Origin of the sequence: Marinomonas transparens (assembly GCF_016463975.1) — a bacterium.
Lineage (GTDB): Bacteria > Pseudomonadota > Gammaproteobacteria > Pseudomonadales > Marinomonadaceae > Marinomonas > Marinomonas transparens.
Window position 1 is genome coordinate 85,271 of sequence record NZ_JAEMNX010000009.1, and the last position, 13,250, is coordinate 98,520.

A 13,250-nucleotide genomic window follows, 5' to 3' on the forward strand; every position below is an offset into this window, starting at 1 on the left:
GTATTAGTCATGTCAATTATGACCAATACTTTAGGAGATAAACCATGAAAAACGATTATAAATACGATGCTTTCGGTAACCTTGATACTGATTACTATGTAGAACAAGCTTACGCATTACGCAGCGCTTACTACACAGAGATGACTAAAAAAACGATTGTTGCTATCAAAGCCTTCTTTGCCAACCTAACAGCTAACCGTAGTTTCAAAACCGCTCAACAGAGCTAAGTAATACCTAGGTCAAATATTTTGATTCTTATAGCGTTGATAAAATATATGAGTCAGCCCTAGTTAAGAGATCAAAATTAAAACCAAAGAACCTAACGTTTCCGCAGATCGAAAGGTAATAACAATAACATCGATCCGGCAACGAGGTTTCTTAACTCCTGTCTATTTCTCTTCCCTGCCTCAGATTTCTCTGTCATCAAAACGACACAAATAAGACATAAAGTATTTACTTCAAATTACTTTATTACTGTTTAGTGGACTTAGGGAAACATGGATCAATTCGACGACAAAGCTCTGCTTGAAAGAATCCTAAAAGAAAACTTGATAACCCCCTACTTTCAACCTATCTATGACCTAACCAATGGCCTTATTTATGGTCATGAAGCCTTATCACGGGGACCAAAGAACTCTAGGTTATTCACACCTGATGCATTATTTTCTTTAGCCCTGTCTGAAGGCAAATTACATCAACTAGAAATATTATGCCGAAAACATGCCTTATCTCGTTTTGCCCACCTTTCCCTAGAAGGGCGCCTATTTCTCAACGTGAGTGCGTCTTTACTTGCCTCTCCTGATCACCAGTCAGGCATGACGCTAGCCATTCTTCAAAATCTAGCTCTTGATTTAAAAAACATTGTTATCGAACTATCAGAACAACACCCCTACGATCACAATGGATTGCCGAGAACCAGTGTCGATCACTACCGAGAAATGGGGTTTCAAGTCGCAATAGATGACCTTGGTGTAGGGTATTCAGGCTTACAACTTTGGTCTGAATTACAGCCTGATATTGTTAAAATAGACAAGCACTTTATTCAAGGCATAGACAAAGATGATATTAAACGTGAGTTTGTACGCTCCATCCTGACCATTTCCCAGCGTTTAAATTGCAGCTTAATAGCAGAAGGCATAGAAACTCAGCAAGAGCTCGATCAACTGATTGAAATCGGCATCACCTTAGGCCAAGGCTACTTCCTTGGACGCCCAACAGAACATCCAGCATTTACTACACATCCCTATCTGGAAAAACAGGCCAAGCGACGCGCACAATTTCAAGCCAACCACACTGAAACAGTTCAGACTCTCTGTAGATATACACCAACCTTACCGTCAAGCAGTGTATTAAACGAAGCGTCATTATGCTTTAAACAACATCCAGACCTTATTGATATCCCAATACTGGAAAATAACAGGCCCATAGGGGTCATTCGACGCCATCAATTGCATGAGCTTTTCTCAACACCCTATGGTCGAGCATTATACGAAAATAAACCCGTCACCCATTTGCTCTGCAGTGATGTTCTCATCGTCGAAAGTAATGTCAGCCTTTCTAGCGTTTCAACCTTGGTGACTAATCAAGAAGCCGATACCCTGAATAACGAAATCATTGTTGTTAGAAAAAGTGAATTTATTGGTGTAGGCCATCTTAGAGACCTGTTAAAACACATTACTGAACTGAAAATTCAAAATGCCACCTACTCCAATCCACTAACGCTATTGCCCGGCAATGTCCCCATACACAAAGAAGTCAGTCGACGCTTACTCGCCAATGAAGATTTTCATGTTGCTTATTTTGACCTCAATGACTTCAAACCATTCAACGATTTTTTTGGCTACTCAAAGGGGGATGCCATCATTCAATTAGTCGGTTCCCTAATTAAGAATAGCGTCTCTTCCAACAACTTCATTGGTCATATTGGTGGCGATGACTTTGTTGTCATCTTTGGTGATAAAGATTGGCGGCCACAATGTCAAAACGTACTAAAAGAATTCGAACGGGAAGTACGTGCCTTCTATCCAGAAGACACCTTAAAAGAAGGAGGGGTTTGGACCAAGAACCGTCAAGGAGATACACTCTTCCACCCAATACTAAGTCTAGCCATTGGCGTAGTACACACCAACTTACTACAGTGTAAAAATCACCACCAGGTCGCCGAACTGGCTGCACAGGCAAAAAAATTTGCAAAGCAAAAAGGGGGCAACCATCTGTTTTTGCAATCCGAGCAAACAAATAACACAATAACCTCCTCCTAAAAGTAGGATAAAGATAATTGTTATCTAACTGTCATAAAGAATGCATAAGTATGTCATATAGGCTCATTAACCTAGAAGTAACTAGCTAGGAGGCGCTTATGCAAACAACATTTCGATCCGTGTTTATTTCTGATGTCCATTTAGGGACAAAAGCTTGCCAAGCCATCCACTTATTAGACTTTTTGAAAAACATCAAAACAGACACCCTATATTTGGTTGGCGATATCATTGATTTACAAGAAATGCGCCATCGCGCCTATTTTGTTGAAGCTCACCACCAAGTAGTACAACAGATATTAGCCATGGCGCAATCTGGCACCAAGGTCATTTATATCCCAGGTAACCACGATGCCTTTTTCCGTCAGTTTGCGGGACAGACCCTGTCTGGTATCAATATTCGTCTTAATGCTCGCCATCAAACGGCTAATGGCCGCACCTTTTATGTCAGCCATGGCGATGAATTCGACCAAATGGTGAAAATCAGCCCACTTATGCTGGCCATTGGTGATCGAGCTCACGGGCTTATGTTGTCATTAAATCAATGGATTAACGGTGTTCGTCGATTTATCGGTAGACCTTATTGGTCCCTTGCAGGTTACTTAAAGAGCCATATCAGCAAAGCCAAAGAATTTATAGAGCGCTTTGAAACGGCCGCGTTAAAGTCAGCTCAAAGCCAAAAGGTAGATGGTTATATTTGCGGTCATATTCACTTCGCCTCCTTTCGTCTAAAAGAAGACATTCTGTATTGTAACGATGGGGATTGGGTCGAGCATTGCACGGCTCTAACAGAATCCGCGTCCGGCGAAATGAGCCTATTACACTGGTCTGAGCAACCTAGAGTCATCGCCACAGAACCGACAATAGATGACTGGGGATTATCTCCCATGCCTTCAAGAAACTAAGCGAGTTCTGCCGCCGCCCAATTGATTTAAATCATGCAGTCGGCAGTCTTTACCCTGGTAGGCGGCTTGAGCCAATAATAACTCAGCCGTCGCTAACGCATCGGTTAACGCATCATGTCCTTGATAATCAGGTAAAGCATAACGCGCTCGACAAGGGCCAAGACGAAAGCCGCCTTCTTGAATCGGCTGCTGTGCTCTATGGGCTTTAGCCCGCTCAATCGCTAGTGTGTCTAACCAATTAAACGAAAAACTCGCTAGCCCTTGTTGCTGCCAAGACGACTTTAAAAATCCCAACTCCATCGGCGCATGATGAATGACTAATACTCGCTTTCTCAAGAGATGCCGCAAGTAACGCAGCACACTCTGCTGCTTCTTGCCATGCAATTCAACATCTGCATCTGTAATCATATGAATGCCCACATTATCACTAATCTCTGCCCCCTCAAGCAGCATATGTCGTGCACTGTCCAGATCAATCACGCCATGATGAATACAGACCCACCCCAAACTAACGATGTTATCCTGTTTCGGGTCTAGCCCTGAGGTTTCAATATCCAGCACCAAGTAATCCCAATCAGACCAAGCTCGCTTCATCGCCTGACGCGACATGTGCCACGCCTTGAACTTCTGCATCACACCGATCAACATCTAGCTGTACCCTTTCAAGAAGCGTTGCTGTGCCACATCCTGAGCATCACTAATAATGCTAAAGGTCGTCTTCAAATGCTTACGCTCTAAAGAACTTAAATCTTTAGGGTCTAAATAGGCACTGGCCTTACCTGTCGCTTGCCAATGCTGCCGCTGAGCGGCCAAACGCAATGCGTTTAACTCATCCCATGCATCCATCAGATTACGCCCTGTATCCACACTCATGAGTTTCTCTCTGATTGCCTGCTCAAGGCGTTCTAAGGTCCCAACCCGATAAGTACCGCAGGACAAGCCATACAAGCGCGCCAAGTCATTAATCAGTGCCAAACCTTGGTGCTTTAAATCTAACTGATGCTTATGCGCTCCAGAGGATTCCAACAAAAAATGCCGAAAGAAACCTAACGGCGGTTTGCTCGCCAAAGCACTACGGGTCAAGGTAGCAAGAAACACACTATTCTTACTGACTTCTATCTGCATACCTTTGATCAACCCCTTTATCGCTTCCTCTTCACCATACACGCAACGAATATCAAAAAAGATACTGGCATGAAGCAGCGCGCTGGGCTCACCACTTTTGATCCACTTCGAAAACGCTTTTTTCCAGCCAGCTTCCGTCATTCGCCAAGCGGGGTTACTCGCCATAATGTCACCTGGACAAAGTCGAATACCGCACAACCCTAACCCCTCACAAACAAACTGAGAGAAGTCGCTGAAGTAAGCGCTTTCGTCCGCCGTTGGCTCCCGCTCAAGCATCAAACCATTATCTTGGTCACTGCCCAAAGATTGGTCTTGGCGAGCTTGGGAGCCAAACACCAGAAACTGAAATCCCATGGGTGCAGGGCCAAACTTCTCCAATGCCAGTTCGATCAAACGTCGAGTTAAATTATCACTCACGGTCGCCAGAACTTTGCCAACATCGGCTGGTTTCATATCGGTAACAATTAAATTAATGATGAGCGTTGGCCACTGCTTACAAACATGAGCCAAGCTTTCTACGCTTTGTTGTCGGTGAATCTGATTAATCAACAACAAAGGGCTAAGCTCTTGGTGACGTAGCAAATCCGCTGCCGTTAACATCCCCACCGCTCTTTGCTCTTCATCTACAATAGGCAAATGATGAATATTGCTTTCGCTCATTAGGGTTTGTGCCTGCATCACCAGAGAGTCGGGCAATAGACTAACAGGCGAACGCGTCATAATGTCACTAACCGCGAGGCTAGATGGAACGCCCAGTGCCAATACCCGTGAGCGTAGATCTCTATCCGTCACTATGCCCAACAAACGTTCGTTCTCAACCACGAGTATTGAGCTAACACGCGCTTCTGTCATGCGTTGGGCAATAGCCTGTACTGTGTCGTTTGGCGACGCCAGTATCAACTGCCGGGTCATGATATGAGAAATAGGCGTCGATAATTGCGAGGTTGGAGACGTTAATTCTTCCCCCTGACTACGAGAAAGTTTACGTAATCGATTATGACGAGTGTGTTCAAAGAAAAGCCCAAATGCTTCGTTTTGTTCTACCATCTCCATAAAGCGAACTTTATCAAAGCGATAAACCAAACTGTCTTCTAAAGCGACCACATGCAAACCATCCGGGTTTTGCACCATAGCACTCGACACACCAAAACATTCTCCATCGGCAATTTGATCCACCAGCGCCCCTTTAGGAGAACGAATTTCGCACGCACCCCGTCGAATTAAGTGCACGGTCGCCGATTCTCCCTGCAACATAACCCGCTGGCCTTGGCGAACATAAATCATGCTTACGCCAGTCAATAATTGTTTTTGCTGTGGTAACGTCAGGTTCAAAAACGGTGGAGTCGCTTCTATAAATTTTTGAACTTCAGGAATGTCGATAGCGGCCATTTTATTATTCTCAGTTATCGATTTACCAAGGAGTGTGCGCTTTTATCATAACCAACAAAATGCTTCTTAGACCAATGTCTATACTCGAAAGCCTTTGATTAAAATAGAGGTTAATTGCTAAAACGGCCCACAAACAATAATGATAAGTGTTATCATTATTGAAAATTCCAGACTGTCATTAAGGTCCTTTGAATATGACTCGCTTTTCCTCCTATGTTATAACCTGCGTGGTATTACTTTTCTCAGTTATTACTCAAGCTACCACAGTTCAAGACAGCAAGGGTACATTCACGATTGATTACCAGCCAAAGCGAATCATTGTTTTGGAGTTTTCTTTTGCGGATGCCCTTGCTGCCGTCAATGTTAGCCCTATCGGCATCGCCGATGACAAAGACCCTACTCGCGTATTAAAAGATGTGCGCGATATTATTGGTGATTGGACCTCGGTCGGAACTCGCTCTCAGCCTAGCCTAGAAGTCATCGCCTCCCTAAAGCCAGACCTAATCATTGCCGATATTGCCCGCCATGAGGCTGTGTATAAAGATCTACAAAAAATAGCACCCACATTAATTTTGCCATCACGACGCGAGACCTATGAGGGCAGCCTAAAAGCCGCTGGTATTATCGGAAAAGTAGTGGGTAAAGACAGCGCCATGCAGACGCGCTTACAAAAACACAAAACCATTATGATGGAACTAGCAAAACAACTTCCCCACAATGCTGAAGTACAATTTGGTGTAGCGAGAGACGATGCACTGTTTCTTCATACTGCCGATTCCTATGCTGGCGGTGTGATTCGAGCATTAGGTTTAACGAATGCAGAAACAGGCCGGGACGACTCTGCGTATCGTCAAACTGGCTTAGAGCAACTTGTTGCGATTAACCCTGAATATTTATTAATTGGTCATTACGTTACCCCAAGCATCATCGATAAATGGCAAAATGAGCCTCTTTGGTCGGTGCTGAAAGTGGCGCGCAATAAACACCTTTACAAGGTTAACCCTAATGTTTGGTCAAAGTCCCGTGGCATAGTGGCCGCAGAGCGTATGGGCCAAGACCTTATTAAAATCCTTAATGCTAAATAAATGAAATTTCTCTCTTTCCCCTATTCAGGACAATGCCTAGTACTGTCCTTGTTATTGTGTCTCGTCGGTTGGATCAGTTTATTTAGCTGGTCTGTTATTCCTATCTCCCCCCACGATGCACTAAGCGCTTTATACGCGATGAATGACGACAACATTGCTCACCGTATTGTTCATGATTTACGACTACCACGGGCCATGATTGGTGCTATCGTCGGTGCTTGCCTAGCGGCAGCAGGCGTTGTCATGCAAGGGCTGACACAAAATCCTCTTGCTTCACCTTCGGTGCTGGGCATCAATGCCGGTGCAGCACTGGGTATGGCGATTGTCTCGACCATCACCCCTTGGTTCGGCCTTTTAGGCACCTCCATGGCAGCCATGGTGGGTGGTGGACTGGCTTGGGCTTTAGTGATGTTATTAGGCAATGCTTGGAAAACAGGCGGTGAACACGGACGCTTAGTGCTCGCAGGGGTTGCCATTTCTACCTTGTGCGCGGCTTTGACTAAAGCCGTTATTATCATTGAAGAAGATCAAGCAAGTGGCGTACTAACTTGGCTTGCAGGCAGTCTTACCGACGCCCGATGGCAAACGCTTGACCAACTCTGGCCCATCGCTTTACTGGGTTTACTTGGTACCTTATTGATTTCACAAAGCCTCAACCTGCTACAGCTCGGAGACGATAATGCGCGCAACCTTGGCGTATCTTTGCTCTGGGTAAAATTAGGAGGGAGTTTCCTTGTACTACTACTCGTCGGCAGTGCCATCAGTGCCGTTGGCGCCATTGGTTTCGTCGGGCTATTGGTTCCCCATATGGCGAGAATGCTCTGCGGCCAAGATCACCGTAAATTTTTACCCATTGCCATGCTCATGGGTGCCTGTCTAGTGGTGCTTTCCGATACGATCAGCCGAGCGATTATCTTCCCAATGGAAACACCAGCAGGCGCCATTTTAGCCTTAATTGGCGCTCCCTTTTTTATCTATCTGGTGAGGAAAAGAACCCTATGAAGCAAAGTCGGCCCTTTCCAACCCTCATCACTGGTATGCTGATATTAATCATAGCAAACCTCATGTTCGGCGCGGTTTCTATTCCCCTTAATGAAATACTCAAAGGCTTTCAACAAGGCAGTGACAACTACTTCACCCTTCACGAATATCGTCTCCCTCGAACCCTTTTAGCGGTTCTAGTTGGCGCTATGATGGCGCTATCTGGCGCTCTAGTGCAAGGCGTTATTCGCAATCCACTCGCCTCGCCTGATGTGCTCGGTGTCAGCCATGGGGCAGGGCTTGCAGCGGTTATTTATATGACGTATTTTCCTGCGTCCAGCATCGACTGGCTTCCTGCGGTGGCTCTGGTTGGGGGCTTACTCGCTGCCCTCATTCTCTGGTGGTTATGTGGACAATCTAGCAGCGCTATCAAGCTAGCAATTACTGGTGTCGCCTTGGCCGCACTGTATGCCAGTGGTGTCGACTTTCTCATGCTAGTAAAACCATTAGAAATTAATAATGCTCTACTTTGGCTAACGGGCAGTTTATGGGGACGTGGCTGGCACCAGTTGATGATGATACTACCTTGGCTACTGCTCATTCCCGTTGCTTTTTGGTTAGCCAAGTCACTCAACTTAATTCACCTTGGTGACGATACGGCCATGAGTCTTGGCATCAATGCCAATAAACTACGCCTAGTGTCTCTTGCTGTGGCGGTTGGACTTACTGCCTCTTGTGTCGCTGTGTGTGGCCCTATTGGCTTCCTCGGTTTGGTGGCCCCCCATTTAACCCGTAAGCTCGTTGGTGGTCGTCATCAAACCTTGTTGCCCGCTACCATGCTCGTCGGCGCCATCTTATTACTGGTAGCAGATTTAGTAGCGCGTACCATTGACCCACCAATCGAGCTACCCGCTGGTCTGATGACTGCGATTATCGGCGCACCGTATTTTCTTTGGTTACTTTTTAGGACGAAATAATTCATGTCTCTTAGCACCCATAACTTGTCCGTTGGCTACCACAATAACATCGTTGTTGATCAGGTTAATTTGACGATTCCTGAAGGAAAAATTATTGCTCTGCTGGGGCCAAACGGCTGTGGTAAGTCCACACTCTTAAAAGCCATGGCGAGAATCCTGCCGCCTATGGCAGGGCAGGTACAATGGCAGGGTCAAAATCTACACAAAATCCCTTCTAAACAACTAGCAAGGAAGTTAGCCCTATTACCGCAAACACAACCAATACCAGAAGGGATCAAGGTAGTCGATCTGGTGTCTTATGGCCGTAGCCCTTACACAGGATTTTGGGGGCGCATTAACGCCGAAGATAAACGCATCATTAAGCGAGTGATGCAGGAAACGAAAATCACAGAGCTAGCCAATCAGCTCGTCAGTGAACTATCCGGCGGACAACGTCAACGAGTATGGCTTGCCATGACACTGGCACAGGACACGCCTTATTTGCTACTAGACGAACCCACCACTTATATGGACTTAAACCATCAGGTCGAGCTGATGCATCTACTACGTCAGTTCAATAAACAGGGGAAAACCATCATTACTGTGCTGCATGATATAAACCAAGCTGCACGCTATTGCGACCATTTAATCCTAATGAAACACGGGGAAATTATTCGACAAGGAAGCCCAGAAACGGTTCTAACTAAAGCACTATTAAAATCCGTTTTTTCTTTAAATGCTCAAATCCATCAGGATCCTATCGCGAAAACCCCAATGTGTGTAGTGGAATAATAAGCGCCTTAGCAAAGTAAGCTACTCCGGTAATAAAGCAAAGGCCTCATCTTGGCTAATGACGGTGGCATATTCACCATGCAAATTCGCTAATGACATTGAATGTACTTCCTCTGCACTGCGTTCACGACCACCAAAATCTTGTTTAGCAAAAGCAAAGCAGGCGCTGGCGACCACATAGACATTGAAGCCTAAATTACCTGCACTTCTTACTGTCGATTCCACCGAATTATTCGTACTCACCCCCACTACCAGCAGTCTTTGAATAGCTTGTTCTCGTAACCAAGCCTCTAAATTCGAGTAGGTAAAAGCATCTGGCACAGATTTTTCAATCACTTTCTCGCTGGCTAACGGCTGAAAAGCCTCTTGAAACAAAGCACCTTCTTGTTCTGGCCAGAATAAGGAGTCCGGTTCGGTAGATAAGTGGCGCACATGAACAATCGGGGCATGGTTAGCTCGCCAATGGGCAAGCAGCTCAGCTATTTCATGCTCAGCATTGGTATTATTTCTTTCACCCGCCTGCGGCCACGACATGCCTTGTTGCATATCGATAATCAGCAAAACACATGATTCACTCATCATCATTCCCTTTACTCTTCTCAGCCGCCATGTGGCCTTTTTCAAGAACGAAAAGACGCTTATGTTGACGATGCAATTGGAACAAGGAAATACCACCAGCAACAAACAACAAAAAAGCCAAAACACTTAAAAAGCTCACTCGCCCTTCTAACACACTAACCCGTCTATCCAAGGTTTTATAATCCTCCAGACGTGCCGTAGACAGTTGCAACATCGCGACGCTGCGCTCTAGCTCAAACACGGTTTGAGACAACTTGTCATTGTCTGGTGCTTCTTCCGCCATAGAGAGCGTCACAACACCACTGAGTAAAAAACACAACATCAATCGATATAGCATGAGCCATCCCTATAAAATTAATTCGTTACAAGACCTTTGCACAAAGTCGCAAGCAAAACCAAGACGATGCAAAAATAGACGAAAAAGCAGACACTTACATGGATATTTTACAAAGCATAATCCAGCACAATAATGTCTTCTAAAATTGGGCCCAGCTGAGCTTTCAAAATCTCATGGTCTGGGTGAGGTAAATAAAAATCACGTGCAGCGTCATCGATAAAAGTCATAACAACACAATGTGTATAGCCTTTATTCTTTTGTTCTGGGCTACTATTCTCACCCCATTCCACTGTATCAATACCAGTAATTTTATCTTTAACAGCAATAAAGTTACTCATCAATGTAGCGATATCGACTGTACTGGCTTCTTGCTTGAATTTAATCAATAAAACATGACGAATCATAATGACTCCTTTTTAGAATAGGCAATCTCCTCACAAAACACCTTAAGACCAGAGATTAGCTTTTGAGAAATCTCAGGATGTTCAGCCATACCACGAGCATCCAGCTGACTGCCTAATAATGGAACGTCCACATTGGCTTGTTCCACTAAATGGCCCGACATGGTTTTGAGGATTTCTTTCAAGGATGCTTGCGCATGAAAAGCCCGTGGTGAAGTATTAATCAGCATAATAGGTTTATCGACAAATTCATCTCCACTGACCAACCAATCTAAAGTATTCTTCATCACCCCTGTAATACCATGGGCATATTCTGGGCTGGCAATAATCAAACCATCAGCGTTTTTTAGGGCCGTTTTTAATCTTGCCACTGGCGCAATCGTTTCTTCTTCGCGATCAGGGTTAAATAATGGGAAATCGCCCAAGTCTACTAGCGAAACCGTCACATTATTCGGTGCCAACGTTTTCAATGCTTGCAAGGCGAAGGTATTCAATGAGGCGGCACGTAAACTGCCTGATAGCGCCAAAACCCGAAAATCACTCATACTCTTCCTATTGAGCCAGTAAAGCCAAAAGCATAACCCGCCTCTCGCTCTAAAAAAAGCGAACCATAACAAAACTAAAAAAGGTCAATTTTGTTCAATACTCGACTCATCATAAAGACGATAGTAGGCGCCTCTTTGAATTCTCTAGGAATGTTTCATGACCTTATCTTTGATCCTATCCATGTCGCTATTTGCTCTTGCTGCTTCTCTCTCACCGGGACCCGTTAACCTTATCTCGTTAAGTAGTAGTGCTCGTTACGGTATCAAGATAGGTTTAACCTTTGTGACTGGTGCCAGCCTAGGCTTTATTGTGCTTTTTCTATTGATTGGCTTTGGATTGAATTATTTTATCGATGTCTTGCCTTGGCTAACTCAAGTTCTGCAATGGTTAGGCATCGCTTTTCTACTTTATCTTAGTTATCAATTATTTAGCGATAATGGCGAGCTAAGTTCTGATGCTAATAACAAGGCACCAAGCTTTATGACTGGCGCCATTATGCAATGGGTAAACCCTAAAGCATGGTTAGCGTCGATATCAGGCATCGCCGCTTATATCCCTAATGCGGAAGCATTTAAGGTTGTTACTTTTGCCAGTGTGTATTTGCCTATTTGCTGGCTATCGCTGGGAGTGTGGGTTGGCATAGGAATCTTCTTAGGGCAATATTTTCAAAGCCCTGCCAAGATGCGCTTGCTCAATAAAAGCTTAGCCTTGTTATTAGCAGGGAGCTGTTTTTTGATCTTAATCTAGGGAAGGTCTGAATAAGTCTACTAAGACTCAGTGTTTCAGAGAAATCGTCAAATAAGGCGCGATTCTGATGTGAGTACCTTTCAAAGAGTCGCAACGCAGTGTGGCGTTTTCTCTGAAAGACCCGTAGGGCATGGTCTAAAAGCCTGAATTCTTTGTTGAGCACCTCGACAATAGGGCAACTATTCACATTCGGCACTCGCCTCGAATAACAGGCTTTTATCCACATGCTGAGACAAGAGGACTTGTTCAGACCTTCCCTAGAGGCGCTTTTTGATCGGTAAACATGGAACGGCGGTACTGGTTTGGTGTTGCTGCTACCCGCTGCTTAAACACCCGCTGAAAATGCGCTTGGTCGCTAAAGCCAACCGCTTGCGCGACCTCTGAGATGGCTTGGCCTGCTTTTAAGGCTTGTTGGCCAAGTTGTACACGGCGATTCAGTCGATAGGCATGGGGCGTCATATTAAAATGGCGTTTAAAAGCACGAACCAGATACCCCGTACTAAAGCCAAACTCGTCACTGATAAGGTCAATGGACCTGTCTTCTAGACAATGCTGATTTAAGTAATCCGCCACTTGATAAAGCCGATTAGGGGGTAATAGCGTTTTCTCTGCCTCTACGACATGATCAAGGTACTCGAATAAACGCACAAAGTATTTTTTGAGTGAAGCGTCTTTTTCAATAGACGTTAGCTGACTGGACATAAGGCTTCGGCACAATGACACAAAATCTTGATAAAAGTGCGATGCCAGCAGCGTGTCTAAACGACTATCTCGCCAATCCAGTTCAGGTCTTACACCAGCACTCTTAAGTAAAGACGCCAACCAATGCTTGTCCAAATGCATCATGTAATAAGACCAAGGTGAGTCCTTACATGGGTGGCAGGCATGTACGGCATCAGGATTCATCAACACCAAGATCCCCTTTTCTACCTGATGCAATCGACCCTCACAAAGAAACTCACTTTGCCCATCTAGAATCGCACCAATGGACCATTCTTTATGGCTATGGGGCGCATAGCTTACCTCTCTGCCATCCACCACGTGACGCAGCTCGACATAAGGTAAATCAGGGGAGCGCCAAAAAATAGGGTGGGTAGAAGGCGTCATCTGGCTATTATCTCCATAAAAGCATTTGCTGCATGGTAGTCT

Annotated in this window: 15 protein-coding genes; 8 read left to right on the plus strand and 7 right to left on the minus strand. The window is 44.9% G+C overall.

Annotation, left to right across the window (positions count from 1 at the left end; genetic code table 11):
• Positions 1 to 44: 44 nt before the first annotated feature.
• The 3 genes from I8J31_RS09350 (at position 45) to I8J31_RS09360 (ending at position 3,163) form a co-directional block, all read left to right on the plus strand.
• Positions 45 to 227 (plus strand): RSP_7527 family protein, encoded by a 183-nt coding sequence (locus I8J31_RS09350; protein ID WP_199468145.1) that lies wholly within the window; start codon positions 45 to 47, stop codon positions 225 to 227.
• A 270-nt stretch (positions 228 to 497) separates the two neighbouring features.
• Positions 498 to 2,261 (plus strand): GGDEF domain-containing protein, encoded by a 1,764-nt coding sequence (locus I8J31_RS09355; RefSeq protein ID WP_199468147.1) that lies wholly within the window; start codon positions 498 to 500, stop codon positions 2,259 to 2,261.
• A gap of 98 nt (positions 2,262 to 2,359) precedes the next feature.
• Positions 2,360 to 3,163 carry a UDP-2,3-diacylglucosamine diphosphatase gene (locus tag I8J31_RS09360; RefSeq protein WP_199468149.1) on the plus strand — a complete coding sequence of 268 codons (804 nt, stop codon included), beginning with the start codon at positions 2,360 to 2,362 and terminating at the stop codon, positions 3,161 to 3,163.
• Here I8J31_RS09360 and I8J31_RS09365 read toward each other — a convergent pair.
• Positions 3,152 to 3,811: a 3'-5' exonuclease gene (locus I8J31_RS09365; protein WP_199468151.1), complete on the minus strand. Its 660-nt coding sequence runs from the start codon at positions 3,809 to 3,811 to the stop codon at positions 3,152 to 3,154. The two genes, I8J31_RS09360 and I8J31_RS09365, sit on opposite strands and share 12 nt — an antisense overlap.
• Positions 3,812 to 5,677 carry a DUF294 nucleotidyltransferase-like domain-containing protein gene (locus I8J31_RS09370; protein ID WP_199468152.1) on the minus strand — a complete coding sequence of 622 codons (1,866 nt, stop codon included), beginning with the start codon at positions 5,675 to 5,677 and terminating at the stop codon, positions 3,812 to 3,814.
• Between the two features lie 194 nt (positions 5,678 to 5,871).
• Here I8J31_RS09370 and I8J31_RS09375 point away from each other — a divergent pair, with 194 nt between their 5' ends.
• From I8J31_RS09375 to fecE, 4 genes are read left to right on the plus strand one after another with little or no spacing between them, the layout of a single operon-like run.
• A complete protein-coding gene (locus tag I8J31_RS09375; RefSeq protein WP_199468154.1) occupies positions 5,872 to 6,762 on the plus strand; it encodes a Fe(3+) dicitrate ABC transporter substrate-binding protein in 891 nt (296 codons plus the stop codon).
• Positions 6,763 to 7,764: an iron chelate uptake ABC transporter family permease subunit gene (locus I8J31_RS09380; protein ID WP_199468156.1), complete on the plus strand. Its 1,002-nt coding sequence runs from the start codon at positions 6,763 to 6,765 to the stop codon at positions 7,762 to 7,764.
• The gene (gene fecD / locus I8J31_RS09385; RefSeq protein ID WP_199468158.1) at positions 7,761 to 8,720 is read left to right on the plus strand and encodes a Fe(3+) dicitrate ABC transporter permease subunit FecD; all 960 of its coding nucleotides are present in this window, start codon (positions 7,761 to 7,763) and stop codon (positions 8,718 to 8,720) included. Before I8J31_RS09380 ends, fecD begins: the two co-directional genes overlap by 4 nt.
• Before the next feature lie 3 nt (positions 8,721 to 8,723).
• Positions 8,724 to 9,491 (plus strand): Fe(3+) dicitrate ABC transporter ATP-binding protein FecE, encoded by a 768-nt coding sequence (gene fecE / locus I8J31_RS09390; protein WP_199468160.1) that lies wholly within the window; start codon positions 8,724 to 8,726, stop codon positions 9,489 to 9,491.
• Between the two features lie 21 nt (positions 9,492 to 9,512).
• Here the strand turns inward: fecE and I8J31_RS09395 are convergent, their stop codons facing one another.
• From I8J31_RS09395 to I8J31_RS09410, 4 genes are all read right to left on the minus strand, one after another.
• Positions 9,513 to 10,070, minus strand: a complete 558-nt coding sequence (locus tag I8J31_RS09395) for a cysteine hydrolase family protein (protein ID WP_199468162.1) — start codon at positions 10,068 to 10,070, stop codon at positions 9,513 to 9,515.
• Positions 10,063 to 10,407, minus strand: coding sequence for a hypothetical protein (locus I8J31_RS09400; RefSeq protein WP_199468164.1), 345 nt, complete (start codon positions 10,405 to 10,407; stop codon positions 10,063 to 10,065). The genes I8J31_RS09395 and I8J31_RS09400 overlap by 8 nt, the downstream gene beginning before the upstream one ends.
• Positions 10,408 to 10,514: 107 nt before the next feature.
• The gene (locus I8J31_RS09405; protein ID WP_199468166.1) at positions 10,515 to 10,811 is read right to left on the minus strand and encodes a Dabb family protein; all 297 of its coding nucleotides are present in this window, start codon (positions 10,809 to 10,811) and stop codon (positions 10,515 to 10,517) included.
• Complete coding sequence (locus I8J31_RS09410) at positions 10,808 to 11,353, minus strand: NADPH-dependent FMN reductase (protein ID WP_199468167.1); 546 nt, start codon at positions 11,351 to 11,353, stop codon at positions 10,808 to 10,810. Before I8J31_RS09410 ends, I8J31_RS09405 begins: the two co-directional genes overlap by 4 nt.
• A gap of 157 nt (positions 11,354 to 11,510) precedes the next feature.
• On the opposite strand from I8J31_RS09410, the gene I8J31_RS09415 reads away from it, so the two are divergent.
• Positions 11,511 to 12,101, plus strand: coding sequence for a LysE family translocator (locus tag I8J31_RS09415; protein WP_199468169.1), 591 nt, complete (start codon positions 11,511 to 11,513; stop codon positions 12,099 to 12,101).
• A gap of 246 nt (positions 12,102 to 12,347) precedes the next feature.
• Here I8J31_RS09415 and I8J31_RS09420 read toward each other — a convergent pair whose 3' ends face one another.
• Positions 12,348 to 13,208 carry an AraC family transcriptional regulator gene (locus I8J31_RS09420; protein WP_199468171.1) on the minus strand — a complete coding sequence of 287 codons (861 nt, stop codon included), beginning with the start codon at positions 13,206 to 13,208 and terminating at the stop codon, positions 12,348 to 12,350.
• Positions 13,209 to 13,250: the final 42 nt, after the last annotated feature.

Coding starts and splice junctions, on each gene's coding strand:
- I8J31_RS09400 (WP_199468164.1), bottom strand. CDS start 10,407: ATGCTATATCGATTGATGTTGTGTTTTTTACTCAGTGGTGTTGTGACG.
- I8J31_RS09355 (WP_199468147.1), top strand. CDS start 498: ATGGATCAATTCGACGACAAAGCTCTGCTTGAAAGAATCCTAAAAGAA.
- I8J31_RS09375 (WP_199468154.1), top strand. CDS start 5,872: ATGACTCGCTTTTCCTCCTATGTTATAACCTGCGTGGTATTACTTTTC.
- I8J31_RS09410 (WP_199468167.1), bottom strand. CDS start 11,353: ATGAGTGATTTTCGGGTTTTGGCGCTATCAGGCAGTTTACGTGCCGCC.
- I8J31_RS09350 (WP_199468145.1), top strand. CDS start 45: ATGAAAAACGATTATAAATACGATGCTTTCGGTAACCTTGATACTGAT.
- I8J31_RS09370 (WP_199468152.1), bottom strand. CDS start 5,677: ATGGCCGCTATCGACATTCCTGAAGTTCAAAAATTTATAGAAGCGACT.
- I8J31_RS09380 (WP_199468156.1), top strand. CDS start 6,763: ATGAAATTTCTCTCTTTCCCCTATTCAGGACAATGCCTAGTACTGTCC.
- I8J31_RS09360 (WP_199468149.1), top strand. CDS start 2,360: ATGCAAACAACATTTCGATCCGTGTTTATTTCTGATGTCCATTTAGGG.
- I8J31_RS09420 (WP_199468171.1), bottom strand. CDS start 13,208: ATGACGCCTTCTACCCACCCTATTTTTTGGCGCTCCCCTGATTTACCT.
- fecE (WP_199468160.1), top strand. CDS start 8,724: ATGTCTCTTAGCACCCATAACTTGTCCGTTGGCTACCACAATAACATC.
- I8J31_RS09395 (WP_199468162.1), bottom strand. CDS start 10,070: ATGAGTGAATCATGTGTTTTGCTGATTATCGATATGCAACAAGGCATG.
- I8J31_RS09415 (WP_199468169.1), top strand. CDS start 11,511: ATGACCTTATCTTTGATCCTATCCATGTCGCTATTTGCTCTTGCTGCT.
- I8J31_RS09365 (WP_199468151.1), bottom strand. CDS start 3,811: ATGTTGATCGGTGTGATGCAGAAGTTCAAGGCGTGGCACATGTCGCGT.
- fecD (WP_199468158.1), top strand. CDS start 7,761: ATGAAGCAAAGTCGGCCCTTTCCAACCCTCATCACTGGTATGCTGATA.
- I8J31_RS09405 (WP_199468166.1), bottom strand. CDS start 10,811: ATGATTCGTCATGTTTTATTGATTAAATTCAAGCAAGAAGCCAGTACA.